The organism is Arthrobacter sp. E70 (genome assembly GCF_058266945.1).
The window spans coordinates 28598-43448 of record NZ_JBYQFR010000022.1; the positions used below are offsets into that span (position 1 = coordinate 28598).

A 14851-nucleotide genomic window follows, 5' to 3' on the forward strand; every position below is an offset into this window, starting at 1 on the left:
CCAAGGAGACCGTAATGACGGGCAACCTCTACCGGGGCCAGGCCGGCCTGCCTTTTTCCTCCACGCTGCGCGTCTACGAACCCCTCGAAGCCTTCCCGGAGGAGCAGCGGTCCGCAATCCAGGCGGCGGGGGCGCGCGCAGCCTCGCGTGCCGCCGTCGAAAACGCCGAACTGCTGGCCTCGCTGGGACGCATAACGCGCTCCGGCGGGGACCCGTTTCCCACCGGCCGCACCGACCTGGTACGCGTCACCACCGCCCGGGCCCCCGAAGCTGGAGCGGCCGACGCCGGCGCTGACGCCGGGCAGGTCCTGCTGTACTGTCCCAGCCAACTGGTCCTGCGCGCCGGGCTGGCAGCCAACGCCCTGATGGAGGGCATCCACGGACCGCTGGCCGAACTGCTCATCCCTGAGGAGCAGCGCGACCGGCACCAGGAACGGATCGACCTGGTGAAGGCCCGGGACGGTTCCATCCGCGTCCATACGCGGGCCTCAACCTGGGGAATCCCGTTCAGCTGGTTTTCCCTCTTCATGGAATCGGACCAAAAGGACGTGGTGGAGGCCGCCGGGCGGATCCTCACCGTGCGCGTCTGGGCGCCCATCACCGATGCGCTGGAGCGGGCCCGGTATGCGGTGGCCAACCTGGCGCTGGCTGCGCCCGATCTGGACATGCTCGATGACCTGGCGCAGTTGACGGAATGGCTGGAGCTGTTCCACGTGGACTCGATGGTGGAACTGGACTACGGGGCCGTGGCGGACAAGGTCTATCCGGACGAATCCCCCATGGACATCAGGCTGGGCATCGAGTGCCTTGCCGAGGGCGACATGACCGGCGCCGCGGCCGCATACCGGCGGCTGGCCTCACGCTGGATTCCGATCCGGCAGCTGGCCCGGGCATCCTGACCCAGGTGTCTGGAGGTGTCGGTCCAGCCCGCCGGCTTAGTTCGTCGGCGGTGCTGTGCTGCGGCGGACAATGAGTTCGTGGGGCGCGACGGCGGAGTGCACGGCCCCGATTTGGCCGTCCAGTTCGTCAAGGAGCATCTTGGTGGCCAGCTCGGCCTGATCGTCCGGCCGCTGGCCGACTGTGGTCAGCCCCATGGCTTCGGCAAAGTCATGGTTGTCGATGCCCACCACGGACAGGTCTTCCGGAACCCGGATGCCAAGGCGGTTGGCCTCAAAGATCACGCCCATCGCCATCTCGTCGGACGCGCAGAAAATCGCGGTCGGCTTTTCCCCATCCCGCGACCACAGCCGGCGCAGGGCTTCCTGGCCGCTGCGGACGGTGAAGTCGCCCCATTCGTCCCATTCAGGGCGGGTGGGGAGACCGGCCCCAGCCATGACGTCCTTGAAGGCCAGGATGCGCACCCGCGGAACATCGAAGTTCAGGTCGGTCTCGTCATCGCCGTGCAGCAAGGCGATCTTTTTGTGGCCAAGGTCGATTAGGTGCCGCACCGCGGTTGAGGCGGCTGCGTAATCGTCAATGCCGATATACGAGCACTCCTCGACGTGCCCGCCCACAACGACGAGAGGGATGTCGATCTTCTGGAGATGGTCCAGCTCGTCATGGCTGAGCGCCATGCACAGGACCAGGAGCGCATCGATCTGCTTGTAGACCATGGTCTTGCTGAAGAGCCGCTCCCGGTTGCTGCCGTGGCCACCGAGGTTGAAGAGGGACAGGTTGTAATTGCGGGCATGCAGTTCGCGGTCCGCCCCCTCGATGGCTTTCGAGAAGAACCACCGGCTGACGAACGGCGCCAGCACCCCGATGGTCCTGGTGCGTCCGGTGGCAAGACCGGAGGCAGATGAGGATGCAACGTAGCCCAGGTTCCCGGCCACCTCGAGGATCTTCTCCCGCGTCGCCGGGGACACCCGGGGCAACCCGCGTACGGCCCGGGATACAGTGGCGGTCGATACACCGGCGGCCGCCGCCACATCCTCGATGCTGACGCCGTTATGGCCGCCCCGCTGGGACCTTTCCGTTGTCCGTGCCACCGTGTCCCCTCATTAACTCCCTTGCGGCGCAGGGCCACCAGGCCCCGCGTTACCCCCAAACCCTGTATCCTTTCATTCCGCGGCCACGCAGTGGTAACTGTGGCACGCGGACAACTGCGGCGCGCGGAGCACCCTGCCAGGCGCCCTCCACGGGGCAGTCTTGACCACCGCGGGCAGCTACCTGCGGGCGGGGAGTTTTCGCCGGAGCCGCACCATGCCGTACAGCGCCAGCAGTGTGGCCAGCAGTCCCAGCGCCCAGCCGAGGGCAGGCTGGGCCGTCACTTCCATCCAGACGGTCACCACCAGGAGGACAATCGCCCAGAAGCCGAGGAACCCGATGATGATGTCAAAATCCTCGCCCGACCGGACCAGCCGGTTCCGGCTTCCCGCCCCCTTGGCCTGGGGGCGGGAACCGTTCTCCGTCACTTGACTGCACCTGCCGTGAGGCCGGCGACAATCTTGCGCTGGAACACCAGCACCAGGATCACCAAGGGAATGGTGACAATAGTGCCGGCGGCCATGATGGCCGTGTAGGGAATCTGGTTGGGCTGGGCACCGGCGAAGTTCGCGATGGCCACGGTCACCGGCTGCGTCGCGTCGCTGGACAGCTGGCTGGCGATCAGGAACTCATTCCACGAGGAAATGAACGCCAGGATGGCAGTGGTGAAGATCGCCGGCGCTGCCAGCGGCATGATCACCTTCCGGAATGCCTGGCCCTGGGTGCAGCCGTCCACCCGGGCCGATTCCTCCAGTTCCCATGGCATCTCGCGGAAGAACGAGGTCATGGTGTAAACCGTCAGCGGCAGCACGAACGAAATGTTTGGAATGATCAGCGCCTGGTACGTGCCCATCCAGCCGATGTTGGTGAACAGCTGGAACAGCGGGGTGATCAGGGCAACGCCGGGGAACATCGAGGCTCCCAGGATGAAGCCGAGCACGAGGTACTTGAACCGGAAGTTCAACCGTGCCAGGGCATAGGCTGCGAACACACCGATCAGCAGCGACACGATCGTCACCACGCCACCGATGAACACACTGTTGAGCAGTGCCTGGCCAAACCTGTTGCCGAATGACGTGTCGAAGGCGGTCCTGAAGTTATCCAGCGTCACGTGGGTGGGGAGGATCGAAGTGTCGTAGGTGAAGCCGACCTCGCGGAAGGCGGTCACCACCATCCAGTAGGCCGGTGCCAGGCACCAAATCAGGATGACGATGGCACTGATGTAGGTCCTGCCCTGGGCCCACTTCTCCCGGTTCTGGGCAGCCTTGCGGCCCTTGTCCTGGCGGGCACGAAGCGCTGTGGCGTCAGCCGTTGCCGAGGTCATTTCTTCCCCTTTCCTGTGGCGCCGCTCTGTTCAACGACATTTGCCCCAAGGAAGCGGACAAAGATGAAGGCGACGAGGAAGATGATGATGAAGGTAATGGTGGACAGCGCGGCCGCAGAATTGAAGCCTTGCCTGATTTGGTTGATGACCAGGATGGACAGCGTGGTGGTGTTGTTCGCCCCGCCCGTCAGGATGTACGGCAGGTCGAACATGCGCAGCGCATCCAGGGTGCGGAAGAGGATTGCCACCATCAGCGCCGGCTTGACCAGCGGCAGAGTGATCATCCTGAACCGCTGCCACGCGGTGGTGCCGTCCACCTTGGCCGCTTCATAGACCTCTGCCGGAATCATCTGCAGGCCGGCGAGGATCAGCAGCGCCATGAACGGCGTGGTCTTCCACACGTCGGCGATGATCACAGCCCACTTGGCCGGCCACTCGCTGCCCGTCCACAGGATGGTGGTGTTGAACAGCTTGTTGGCGATGCCTTCGAAGGCGAAGATGAAGAACCAGAGCTTGGCCGTGACGGCAGTGGGGATGGCCCACGGCACCAGGACGGCTGCGCGGACCATGCTGCGGCCGCGGAATTCGCGGGCCATGATCATGGCCATCCAGAAGCCGAGGACGGTTTCCAAGGCGACCGTCACGATGGTGAAGAAGAACGTCGTGGCGGTGGCGGACCAGAACTGCCCACCCAGCGTGCCCGGCGGGCAGGCAACGGTCCCGCCGTCCGGCGCCGCACACTGCTGCGCCAGCCAGTTCACGTAGTTCTGGATGCCTGCCGAGCCGCCTGCGGTGAAGAGGCCGGTAGCCGGATCCAGGCCGGCGTCCTTCTGGAAGGACATGACGATCGCGCTGATGATCGGGTAAACGATCACAATGCCAAGGGCGACGACGGTCGGGGCGAGCAGCCAGGCCGCCCAGCGTCCCTGGCTGGCGATCCGGTTGTCCTCCCCAACACCCTTGGGGCCGTGATGGACGGGGGTGCCGCCCGACGCCGGTGCTTTGACCGGCGTCGGGCCTAGTTCGGTTGCCATGGCAGAACTACGATCCCGCACCGGCGGATTCGATGGACTTCTGCATGTCGGAAAGTGCTGATTCCACTGTCTTCTCTCCCTTGATAGCGGAGTATGCGTTGTCTTGGATTGCCTTGGTGACAGCCGGGTAGAAAGGCGTGACCGGACGCGGAACGGCGTTCTCGATGGACGTCTTCAGGACCGGCAGGTAGGGCAGCTTGGCTACCAGTTCCTGGTCCTCGTAGAGCTTGCCAAGGACCGGAGCAAGGGAACCCTGCGTAGCGTAGAACTTCTCAGTTTCCTCGGAGGTCATGAACTTCAGGAAGTCAAGAGCGGTGGCCTTGTTCTTGGAGTAGACGCTGACCGCCAGGTTGTGGCCGCCGAGTGAGGATGCACCGGGGCCGTCCTTGCCCGGCAGTGCCGCCAGGCCGGTCTTGTCCTTCACTGCGGACGAACCTTCAGTGGTGATCAGGTTGAAGGCGTAAGGCCAGTTGCGCAGGAACAGGAGCTTGCCGCTCTGGAATGCCTGGCGGCTGTCCTCTTCCTTGTAGGTGATGGCTTCCTTGGGGATGTTGCCGTTCGCGTAGGCCTTTGCCAAATTCTCGAGGCCGGCCTTGGCCTCGGCCGTGTTCAGGTCGGGCTTTCCTTCCTTATTCAGGACGGAGCCGCCGGCGGAGTTGATGGCTTCCGAGGCGTTCACGGTGAGGCCCTCGTACTTGCTGAACTGGCCTGCATAGCAGCCGATGCCATTGGCCTGGGCAATGGAGCACATGCCCATCATCTCGTCCCAGGTCTTGGGCGGGGTGGGGACCAGGTCCTTCCGGTAGTACAGGATGCCGCCGTCGGAAGTCTGCGGGGCTGCGTACAGGGTGCCCTTGTAGGTTGCGCTCTCCACGGTGGGCTTGAGCATGGCGCCGGTGTCGATCGCCATCTTGTCCTTGAGCGGCTGCAACCAGCCCTTTGCTGCAAATTCTGCGGTCCACACAACGTCCACATCCACAACGTCGTAGTCGGACTGCTTCGCCTGGAAGTGCTGGACGATGTCGTCGTGCTGCTGGTCTGCCTGGTCGGTCTGTTCCTTGAAAGTGACCTTTTCATTGGGGTGTGCGGCGTTCCACTTATCCACCAGGGGCCGGACGACATTGCTGTTGTCTTTGCCCTGGACGTAGGTGATGGGGCCGCGGCCGTCGAGGTTGGCGTCAGCGTCGCTGCCTCCACCGCCACCGCTGGTGCCCCCTCCACCTCCGCCGCCGCAGGCGGACAACGTCAGGGCCAGAATGCCGGCAGTGGCAGCCGGAAGCAGGAATCTAGGGGTTTTCATTAGCTTGAAGCTCCTCGCTGAGTGACAAGTAAGTCGACAGTGCGCTTGCTAGGTGAGGTTGATGTGGTGACCATCACACTAGTAAGGTTGCTGTGACCAATGCAAGCGTTTACATCAAAAAGTTATCTGAGGGGAACCAAATGTCCAACCCACCCGTTCCCGCAGCGTCCGGGGCATCGGGCCCCTGGTGGGCCGACGCCGTCGTCTACCAGATCTACCCCCGCTCCTTCGCTGACGGCAACGGTGACGGGATGGGCGATCTGCCCGGGGTGGTGGACCGGCTTCCCTACCTTGAGCAACTGGGGGTCGACGCCATCTGGCTGTCACCGTTCTATAAGTCGCCGCAGGCCGACGGCGGATACGACGTCGAAGACTACCGCCAGGTGGACCCCCTCTTTGGTTCCCTGGCTGACTTCGATGCGATGTTGCAGGATGCTCACCGCCGCGGCATGAAGGTCATTGTGGACCTGGTGCCGAACCATACCTCCGACGAGCACGCCTGGTTCAAGGCGGCCCTTGGGGCAGCCCCGGGAAGTCCGGAACGTGACCGCTACATGTTCCGGGACGGCAGGGACGAGGTTCCTGGCTCCGGGGACGGGAAGCGTGCACCAAACAACTGGAAGTCCGTCTTCGGCGGCCCCGCATGGAGCCGGGTGACCGAGGCTGATGGCTCCCCCGGCCAGTGGTACCTCCACCTCTTCGATTCCAAGCAGCCGGACCTGAACTGGGAGAACCCCGAAGTCCAGGAGGAGATGCGTGCCGTGCTGCGTTTCTGGCTGGACCGTGGCGCGGACGGGTTCAGGGTGGACGTGGCCCACGGCCTGGTGAAGGAAGCAGGACTTCCCGACTGGGAAGGCGTGGCCGCAATGGTGGAAGGCACGGTCAGGCCTCACATGGACAGCCACCTGCCCGGTGACGCCCCCGGCGCCCACACCGATGCAGAGGAACCGCACCGTGCCGTATCCCCCATGTATCCCCCCTCCCCGTTCTTCGACCAGGACGGCGTTCACGAAATCTACCGGGACTGGCACCGTGTCCTGGCCGAATACGGCGGCGACCGGATGATGGTGGCAGAGGCATGGGTGGAACCGGCCGAACGCCTGGCCCGGTACGTCCGTCCGGACGAGATGCAGCAGGCCTTCAACTTCGACTTCCTGCTGGCAGGCTGGGATGCCGAACGCATGTCCGAAGCCATTGAAGCGTCCCTGGCGGCGGCAGCGTCGGTGGGTGCCCCCAGCACCTGGGTGCTCAGCAACCACGACACCGTCCGGCACACCTCGCGGTTCGGGCTCAAGGACCCCACCACCTTTCCTAAGGGCATAGCGGCCGACGACGAACAGCCGGATGCCTCCCTGGGCCTGGCACGGGCCCGCGCCGCCACCCTGGTTGCGCTGGCGCTGCCCGGGTCAGCCTACGTATACCAAGGTGAAGAACTCGGGCTTCCGGAGCACACCACGCTCCCGGCCGAGGCGAGGCAGGACCCCACTTTCTTCCGCACGCGCGGTGCGGAAACCGGACGGGACGGATGCCGGGTCCCGCTGCCCTGGGCAGAGGACCAGCCCGGATTTGGCTTCTCCAGCACGCACGGCGGTCATGCAGCGCAGCCGTGGCTGCCGCAACCGGAGAGCTTCGGTCCGCTGGCTGCCGACCAGCAGGACGGCGAGGAAGGCTCAACCCTGGAGCTGTACCGGGCAGCGATCAGGTTCCGGTCAGCCCGGCGCCTGGGCCTGGGGTCCGTGGAATGGACCGACGAGCATGCCCCGGACAGCGGCCTGCTGGCGTTCCGGAACGGGGACGTCCTGGTGGTGGCCAACATGGGGTTCGCTTCGGCTCCTGTGCCGGAGGGATACTCGGTGGCGCTCTCCAGCGGTCCGGAACCCGCCGAAGAGTGGGCCGGGATGCGGGAGGTTCCCGTGGACTGCACGGTTTATCTGCAACGGGAGTAACCCGCTCAGCGCACCCGCTCGGCCCGGCCGAAACGTGTCCGGGCACCGGCTCCGATATGGATCAGGACGGGGGTCTCCTTGCCTACGACGGATTCCAGGGCACTAACTAGCCCGGATACTTCGGCGGCAAGCAGGTGCGGCGCCACTCCCTGCCGCGGCATCAGCCGGACCTTCAGGGCGGGTGACCCTTTGACTTCGTAAGTGGTGACTGTAGCGCCGGCCAGGTCCGGGCGTCCTTCCAAGGCGTGCTTGAGGGCCTGTTCCGCCACGCCGCCGCCGATCCGGACGTCGCCGGGAACGTCGCCGGGATCGTATTCGGCGGCCAGCAGGTTGGATCGGCCCTTGCCCTGCTGGGCGACCCAGGCCACCATCAGCCCGATGAGCACCAGCAGCGCCAGCGCAATGACGATCCACAGCCAGCTCTCGCTCCGCCCTGGGAACCGGGTTGAGTTAAAGGCCTGGCTGGCTCCGTTCCACAGGCCACCTGACCAGTTGTGCCACCAGGGGCCCACCGCCGGTATGGTGGCCAGCAGTACCAACAGGCCGCCGGCCGCCAGCAGGATCAGGCCAAAGACAGAGAGCAGGATGCGGTTAAGCAGTGCGGGTGTGCTGTTCATGCCCCGATCACCCCGGATGACGTCACATTAACCTGGACTTCGGGATCTGGATCGAGCAGCATCTGGTCCAGTTCATCGCGGACAGCCGCCAACACCAGGTCCTGGTTCACCGGCACCCCGGACGTGGGGCGGACGTTCACCAGCACCGTACGCTGGGAGACCACCACCATGACCTGTTCCGGGGTGACGTTGGCCGCCAGCCGCGCCCGGCGGGCCAGCGAGGAGGCGATGACTTCATCATCCACGACTACGGCCGGAAGGCCCTCCCCCTCCGCGCCCAGCAACCGGTGGCGGGCACGCCGTCCGGGCAGGATGCCGTTGAGGAGGAAAATCAGTCCAAGCATGGCCAGCACCGCGCCGATCGCGGCCAGCAGCAGCGATGGCAAATCTGCTGGAAGATCCACGATGCGCTGGGCCGCCACTTGGGGCTCGATCAGCCAGGCCGGCTGGCCCACGGCGTGCACTCCAGCCTCAAGAACCCCGTAGGCGGCCAGCACCATGACCAGGACAGCGGCGGCCGTTGCCACCGCCGCCCGTGACGAGTGGGTTTCGCGGTACAGGATCCGGCGCATGTCCGGCCCCGGGTCTTTCCGGTGCCGGGAGTCGGGCGGGCGGTTTTCGACGCTGCTGCTCACTGCACCCTTCCTCCGTGGCTGATCCTTGCCCCGCTGATGCGGATGTCCACCCGGCTCAACCGGGAACCGCTGAGTTCCGAGACGGTTGCCAGGATGCGCGCCTTGGCCGCAACCGTGCGGTCCCAAATGGAACCCCCGGCCGCCGTGACTTTTGATGGATCACGCTGCACGGACGGCAGCGGCGGGATGCTGATGGGCGTGACGAGTGATAAGGCCAGCAGGCCATCGTCGTCCGCCCACTCCGCCCGCACGTCCTGCGGCTCGACACCCAGCGCCTGGGCGGCGGCCACCTTGGCGAGGCTGGTCAGTGCCTGGGTGCTGATCCGGTTATGGCCGCTGAACGCCTGCCCCCGGACAGCCGGCGCGGGCGCGCTCATGAGGACGAGCGCCGTCCGGTGATGGCGTCGAACACGCCGCGCAGGTCCAGCTTCCCTTCCGCAGCGCGGCCCAGGAGGGCGCCGATGGCCATGAAGAGCAATGAAACGAGGAAGCCCCAGAGCCCGAACTGCAGGGACATGAATGCCACGAAGGCCCCCAGCGCCGTGCCTGCAACAGTAAGGTTCACAGCAGCGCCTCCCTTTCGGAAGCACCGGAGGCGGTGGGTTTGACCGGTGGCGGCACGTAGACATCGGTGATTTCGACGTTCACCTCGATGACCTGCAGCCCCACCAGTTCCTCAACGGCGCGGTAGACGGCGGCGCGGACCTCGTTCGCCAGTGAATGCAGTGGCGTGCCGTAGCTTGCCACCAGGCTGATGTCCACGGCCACCTGGGTTTCGCCGACCTCGGCGCGGACCCCGGCAGCGTGGTCCGAGCTTCCGACGGCGTCGCGGATCGCTCCCAGCGCGCGGGAGGGCCCCGACCCCAGGGAGTAGACACCGGGTACGGCCCGCGCCGCGATCCCTGCCACCTTGGCGACGGCTGTCTCGGAGATGACGGTGCGGCCCAGGCCAGGGACCGGGTTGCCCACAGGACGGCGCTGCACCACGGCATCGGGTTGTGGGTTCTGGTATTCCATCAGGCACTCCCCCTTCTGTTGCTTCCACCCTATCCCTAGCCTGTGACAGATGTGTTGGAAACTCAGCGGGCGAGGCAACGGGAAGCGCAACTGCCGGGTTAAAAGGACCCAGGCGGGGAAGCCCCCAAGGACATCCCCGCCTGGGCGGTGTGTTGCAGCAATCAGCGGCAGCCTACTTGTAGAGGCCTTCGCCGCCGACCCTGACGTTGGTGGGCAGGTAGCCGAACGGGCCGAGGCCGTTCTGGCCGAAGCTGCGGTCTACCTGGGTCACACCGTTCTTGAAGTTGATCTTCACGGTCGGCGACAGCGATCCGCCGCGCACGCCATTGACGTTGTCGATGAACGACTGCACCAGGCCACCCGGCTGCACGTAGTGCGAGTAGGCCTGGAACTGGCGTCCGTTCTGCTGGCCCGAGATGGTCCCGCTCGGGTTGTTCGCGGGCAGGTTCAGGTCCGTCGGGGAGCCAAGGGCCAGGCCGGAGTTGTTGACGGGCTGGAAGTCGGAGCGGACGCCGTCGCCCACGAAGCCGTACACACCGTCGGGGCCGCGCATTCCGGCCGCGTAGGTGAACTGGTGGCTGATCGTGTACAGGTAGTACTTGTTCTTGCCGTTTTCGTTCTGGATGAAGATCTGCGGACGCTCGGTCTGGTCGTTCACGCAGTTGGCGGAGAGGATCGGCGGCAGGAAGGACCACTTGGTGAGGTCCTTGTTGTCTGCCACTGCCAGGCCAACGTTCGCGGTCTGGTAGTTGGCACCGCTGTTCTGGACGTCGCTGACGTTCTCTGCCTGCGGATCGCCCGGGCGGTAGCCCAGGTCCTCACCCTTGCACTGGTAGTCGCCGCGGTTGCCGGCGGTGTTGCCTTCGAAGACCATGAAGGTCTTGCCCGGGTGGGCGGGGTCGGCAAAGGTGTACGGGTCACGGAACGCGAAGCCCGGGTTCTGCGCCTTGGTCTGGTACATGTTTCCGTCCGGCTCCAGCAACTTGGTGTGCTCGAAGCCATCGAAGGTCACACCGTTCTGGTCGGCGTGGATGTTGCCCAGGGCCTTGGCAATCGCCGCGTCCGGGGCGATGCCCCCGCCGCCTGCGTTGCGTTCCGCCACGTCGTAGAAGGTGGTGGCGGTGTAGAACACGTTGACGTGGTTGCCCTGCATCAGGCGGGTGGAACCGGACCATTCCGTGTTGCCGATGGAGGTGTTGTCCAGGAACAGGTGTCCGCCGTAGTTCCACTTGTCCTTGGCCGGATCGGCGTTGGTCTTGCGGAAGAAGTAGCCGATCCGGGCATTCCAGTGGCGCTGGTCGAAGCCGTAACCGGCGTGGCGGTCGGCAACGAGGGAGAAGACGACGTCCCAGCCCTTGTAGCTGATCTGGTTGGCGTTCTCGTCCGTCAGTGACCAGGTGTCCCACACCCAGACGTCGTCGTTCATGGCCGGGAAGTCCTCGGGGATCTCCGGCATGGAGACATCCGGGCTCATCGAGTTCTGGCCCGGTGCGACATTGGGGTCGCTTTGCGCCATGATCTGCTTGGCGTCCGCGCGGGTCCACTTGGAGGTGAAGTCCGACGCCGGGTCGAAGGCCTGCTGGGTATGTTCGGTGGGGAGGGCGAACCCTGGGGTGGGCGCCGGCAGCTCCTGGCTGGCTGGGGGATCCGCCGGCTCATTGGCCTGGGCGGAGGGGACTGCCAGGAAGGCGGAGGCCGCTACGGCCGCGGCCAGTGCTGCGGCGGCGGGGCGCCACCGCAGCATCCGGTTCTGAGGGTGCTTGTGCATTGTTGCTCTTCTCGCGGAGTGGTAACTGTTCGGGGAAGACGGGCGGATGCCCTTGGCCCTCTGCCACTCCGGCGCTCCGACAACACCGCAGGCGGCATCGGGGACGCCGTTGTGTGTCGAGGAAAACAGGGTCTGGGTAGGACCCTGGGAACACCCGGGAAGGACAAGCCATCCCGGGCCGCGCTCCACGCTAGGCGGCCTCCGGAGGGCATTTCAAACCGTGTTTCGGCGGGCAAAAACTGCTACCCGCCGGTAGCGCGCAAACGCTTACGCAAGCCAACACGCGCGCGTGCCACAACGGTTTGGCATGAGTCAAATGTTTCACCGAGCGTTCAAATCTTTTAGTCAGCAGGCGATGTTTTGTTGTGTTCGCCACGTCCTGGCCCTACCTGCGGGGCGGCATTGATGGCATTCCGGCGCAACCGCAGAGGCTGGTTCGCAGAGCGGGACCTTCAAGGTTCTGTTTGCCGAAGAGGGTTAGGATTCCAGGTCTGGGAAAGCCCGCGGCGGCGGCGCCGGCTTCGGCGGAGCGCCTTGTTCCGTGCCCCGCACTGGAGGGAAGGACTTTTGGGTTAAAAGAAGAAAAGCACCAGTTCCGAAGAACTGATGCTTCCCAGTGGTGGCTCCGACCGGCGTCGATCCGGTGACCTTTCGATTTTCAGTCGAACGCTCTACCAACTGAGCTACAGAGCCTAGGTGACTAGTCACCTTGAGAGCCGGAATTGCTTCCAACAATCAGAGCGACCCTGACGGGACTTGAACCCGCGACCTCCGCCGTGACAGGGCGGCGCGCTAACCAACTGCGCTACAGGGCCTTGCGTTTCTTGCTTTCGCAGTATCTCTACCGCTTTTTTCAAGGCTTCCAGCCTACCAGACTTTTTTAGCCTGTTTGACCAGTTCCTTGCGTACCCCCAACGGGATTCGAACCCGTGCCGCCGCCGTGAAAGGGCGGTGTCCTAGGCCGCTAGACGATGGGGGCCAGAACCGTCCGGAGCAAAATAAAAGGCGTAAAGCGAGGCTTTGCGTCTTTGTCCTTTGCGTTTCTCCGAACTGGACTCAACAACTATAGGGGCTAACCGGGAATAATCCAAAATCGGCCGAAAACACCGCCAACAGGGGGCTCCTCGGGCGAAGATGGACGGATGGATGCCGTTGCAGCGCTCAATGAGATTGCTTTCTGGCTGGAGCGCGGACGCGCCGCCACGTTCAAGGTCCAGGCCTTCCGGAAGGCCGCGGCGGCCATCAGCGCCCTGTCCCCTGATGAGGTGGCCGAACGCGCCCGGACGGGCCGGTTGAAATCCATGAAGGGCATCGGGGACCGGACCTTCGCGGTGATCCGCCAGGCAGTGGACGGGCAGGTTCCGGACTATCTGTCCGACCTCCGCGAAAAAGGCGCCGAGCCGCTGGCTTCCGGCGGGGCCAACATCAGGGACGCACTTCGGGGCGACCTGCACAGCCACAGCGAGTGGTCCGACGGCGGCTCCCCCATCGAGCTGATGGTGGACGCCGCGGGCGTACTGGGCCGGGAGTACCTCGCCCTGACCGACCACTCCCCCAATCTCACGATCGCGAACGGTTTGTCCGCCGGGCGGCTCCTTGACCAACTGGATGTGGTGGAAGCCCTCAACAGCAACGGCAACCCCACCCGGCTCCTGACCGGAATCGAGGTGGACATCCTCGAATCCGGTGAACTCGACCAGGAACCCTACCTGCTGGACCGCCTGGACATCGTGGTGGCCAGCGTCCACTCGAAGCTCCGCGCAGACCGCAAGACCATGACCAAGCGGATGCTGGGCGGCATCACGGACCCGCACACCAACGTCCTGGGCCACTGCACGGGGCGCCTGGTGGAGGGCGGCCGCGGGACCCGGCCGCCGTCGGAATTCGATGCCGGCGAAGTGTTCGCGGCCTGCGCGGAGCACAACGTCGCGGTGGAGATCAATTCGAGGCCGGAGCGGCAGGATCCGCCTGATGCGTTGATCCAACTGGCCCTGGAAGCGGGCTGCCTGTTTTCGATCGACAGCGACGCCCATGCACCCGGGCAGCTGGATTTCCTGCAGTACGGCGCCGAACGTGCAGCCCGCAACGGTGTCCCGGCAGAGCGGATCATCACCACCTGGCCTGTGGAAAAGCTGCTCGACTGGGCGTCGGCAAAGTAAGGTCCCGCCGGCCAGGTTGGGGAACCGGTCACTTGCGCGGTGGCCGATTTCCGCCAGCGGACGTTCCCACCGCCCGATACATTGGCTTTATGCCCTCCCCCAAAGCCACGCGCCAGCCTCTGACTGCCACGCCTTCCCCGGCGTCCCCGGTCAAGGCTCTGGGGGTGGCGGCCATGGCTGTCACCGTCGTGCTGTGGGCTTCGGCGTTCGTGGGCATCCGGGCCATCGGCCCCAACTTCTCACCCGGCTCCCTGACGCTCGGCCGGCTGGCGATTGCCGCCGTCGTCCTGGCTTTCCTGGTCCTGCCGCAGCTGTGGAAGAGCCGGACGCTGCCCCGGGGCCGGGAATGGCTGCCCATCCTCGCCTACGGTGTGATGTGGTTTGGCGGCTACAACGTGGCCTTGAACGCCGCTGAGCACGTCCTGGACGCCGGGACCAGCGCCCTGCTGATCAATGTGAACCCCATCCTGGTGGCCATCATGGCCGGGATCTTCCTCAAGGAAGGCTTCCCGCGGTGGCTGCTGATTGGAAGCACAGTGGCCTTCGCCGGGGTTGCCCTGATCGCCCTGGGGTCCGGGCAACCCCGCAGCGCGGGGGAAAGTACGACGGCGGACCTGGCGGGAGTGGCGCTTTGCCTCCTTGCCGCCGTGCTCGCCGCAGTCAGCGTCATCATCCAGAAGCCCGTGGTGCGGAAGATCCCCGCCGCCCAGGCGACGTGGTTCGGCATCGTGGTGGGTGCGGTGTGCTGCCTCCCCTTTGCCGGACAGCTGGCCTCCGAGGTCCAGGCCGCTCCGCCGCAGGCCACGTGGGCGCTGGCCTACCTGGGCGTGTTTCCCACAGCCATCGCCTTCACCACGTGGGCGTACGCGTTGTCCCTGATTGACGCCGGAAAGCTTGCCGCCACCACCTACCTGGTTCCCGGGACCACTGTCTTGATCTCGTGGCTCCTGCTGGGTGAGATACCCACCGCTTGGGGCCTGGTGGGCGGCGTTGTGTGCCTCGTGGGGGTGGGACTGACCCGGCGGCGGACCCGGCAGCCGCGCAGCAAGCAGCTCCGCGGCTAGA

Annotated in this window: 15 protein-coding genes and 3 tRNA genes; 4 read left to right on the plus strand and 14 right to left on the minus strand. The window is 65.3% G+C overall.

Annotation, left to right across the window (positions count from 1 at the left end; translation table 11 throughout):
- The first annotated feature begins 14 nt into the window (after positions 1-14).
- The gene (locus AC3IMC_RS19630; protein ID WP_490920528.1) at positions 15-899 is read left to right on the plus strand and encodes a DUF8083 family protein; all 885 of its coding nucleotides are present in this window, start codon (positions 15-17) and stop codon (positions 897-899) included.
- A 36-nt stretch (positions 900-935) separates the two neighbouring features.
- Here AC3IMC_RS19630 and AC3IMC_RS19635 read toward each other — a convergent pair whose 3' ends face one another.
- From AC3IMC_RS19635 to AC3IMC_RS19655, 5 genes are all read right to left on the minus strand, one after another.
- Positions 936-1988 (minus strand): LacI family DNA-binding transcriptional regulator, encoded by a 1053-nt coding sequence (locus AC3IMC_RS19635; RefSeq protein ID WP_490920530.1) that lies wholly within the window; start codon positions 1986-1988, stop codon positions 936-938.
- Between the two features lie 177 nt (positions 1989-2165).
- The gene (locus tag AC3IMC_RS19640) at positions 2166-2414 is read right to left on the minus strand and encodes a hypothetical protein (RefSeq protein ID WP_490920532.1); all 249 of its coding nucleotides are present in this window, start codon (positions 2412-2414) and stop codon (positions 2166-2168) included.
- Entirely contained in the window at positions 2411-3310 is a 900-nt protein-coding gene (locus AC3IMC_RS19645) for a carbohydrate ABC transporter permease (RefSeq protein WP_454483706.1), read from the minus strand. The genes AC3IMC_RS19640 and AC3IMC_RS19645 overlap by 4 nt, the downstream gene beginning before the upstream one ends.
- Positions 3307-4344 (minus strand): carbohydrate ABC transporter permease, encoded by a 1038-nt coding sequence (locus AC3IMC_RS19650; RefSeq protein WP_490920534.1) that lies wholly within the window; start codon positions 4342-4344, stop codon positions 3307-3309. Before AC3IMC_RS19650 ends, AC3IMC_RS19645 begins: the two co-directional genes overlap by 4 nt.
- 7 nt (positions 4345-4351) lie before the next feature.
- On the minus strand, positions 4352-5644 hold the full coding sequence (locus tag AC3IMC_RS19655; RefSeq protein ID WP_490920536.1) for an ABC transporter substrate-binding protein: 1293 nt from the start codon (positions 5642-5644) through the stop codon (positions 4352-4354).
- Between the two features lie 140 nt (positions 5645-5784).
- Between AC3IMC_RS19655 and AC3IMC_RS19660 the strand changes: the two genes are divergently transcribed.
- Positions 5785-7590, plus strand: a complete 1806-nt coding sequence (locus AC3IMC_RS19660) for a glycoside hydrolase family 13 protein (protein ID WP_490920538.1) — start codon at positions 5785-5787, stop codon at positions 7588-7590.
- Positions 7591-7595: 5 nt separating this feature from the next.
- Here the strand turns inward: AC3IMC_RS19660 and AC3IMC_RS19665 are convergent, their stop codons facing one another.
- The 9 genes from AC3IMC_RS19665 to AC3IMC_RS19705 all read right to left on the minus strand — a co-directional run bounded on the left by AC3IMC_RS19665 (position 7596) and on the right by AC3IMC_RS19705 (position 12606).
- Entirely contained in the window at positions 7596-8207 is a 612-nt protein-coding gene (locus AC3IMC_RS19665; protein WP_490920540.1) for a hypothetical protein, read from the minus strand.
- The gene (locus AC3IMC_RS19670) at positions 8204-8842 is read right to left on the minus strand and encodes a hypothetical protein (protein WP_490920542.1); all 639 of its coding nucleotides are present in this window, start codon (positions 8840-8842) and stop codon (positions 8204-8206) included. The genes AC3IMC_RS19665 and AC3IMC_RS19670 overlap by 4 nt, the downstream gene beginning before the upstream one ends.
- A complete protein-coding gene (locus AC3IMC_RS19675) occupies positions 8839-9219 on the minus strand; it encodes a hypothetical protein (protein WP_490920544.1) in 381 nt (126 codons plus the stop codon). Before AC3IMC_RS19675 ends, AC3IMC_RS19670 begins: the two co-directional genes overlap by 4 nt.
- Positions 9216-9407, minus strand: coding sequence for a hypothetical protein (locus tag AC3IMC_RS19680; protein WP_221385384.1), 192 nt, complete (start codon positions 9405-9407; stop codon positions 9216-9218). The genes AC3IMC_RS19675 and AC3IMC_RS19680 overlap by 4 nt, the downstream gene beginning before the upstream one ends.
- Complete coding sequence (locus AC3IMC_RS19685; RefSeq protein ID WP_490920546.1) at positions 9404-9859, minus strand: Asp23/Gls24 family envelope stress response protein; 456 nt, start codon at positions 9857-9859, stop codon at positions 9404-9406. The genes AC3IMC_RS19680 and AC3IMC_RS19685 overlap by 4 nt, the downstream gene beginning before the upstream one ends.
- 172 nt (positions 9860-10031) lie before the next feature.
- Positions 10032-11627 (minus strand): glycoside hydrolase family 68 protein, encoded by a 1596-nt coding sequence (locus tag AC3IMC_RS19690; RefSeq protein WP_490920548.1) that lies wholly within the window; start codon positions 11625-11627, stop codon positions 10032-10034.
- 617 nt (positions 11628-12244) lie between these two features.
- Positions 12245-12320, minus strand: a tRNA-Phe gene (locus AC3IMC_RS19695).
- 48 nt (positions 12321-12368) lie between these two features.
- Positions 12369-12442 (minus strand) — tRNA-Asp (locus tag AC3IMC_RS19700).
- A gap of 91 nt (positions 12443-12533) precedes the next feature.
- Positions 12534-12606: transfer RNA gene (locus tag AC3IMC_RS19705), tRNA-Glu, on the minus strand.
- 163 nt (positions 12607-12769) lie between these two features.
- Between AC3IMC_RS19705 and AC3IMC_RS19710 the strand changes: the two genes are divergently transcribed.
- Positions 12770-13786, plus strand: coding sequence for a PHP domain-containing protein (locus tag AC3IMC_RS19710; protein ID WP_490920550.1), 1017 nt, complete (start codon positions 12770-12772; stop codon positions 13784-13786).
- A gap of 89 nt (positions 13787-13875) precedes the next feature.
- Positions 13876-14850 carry a DMT family transporter gene (locus AC3IMC_RS19715; protein ID WP_490920552.1) on the plus strand — a complete coding sequence of 325 codons (975 nt, stop codon included), beginning with the start codon at positions 13876-13878 and terminating at the stop codon, positions 14848-14850.
- The last annotated feature ends 1 nt before the right edge of the window (position 14851 follow it).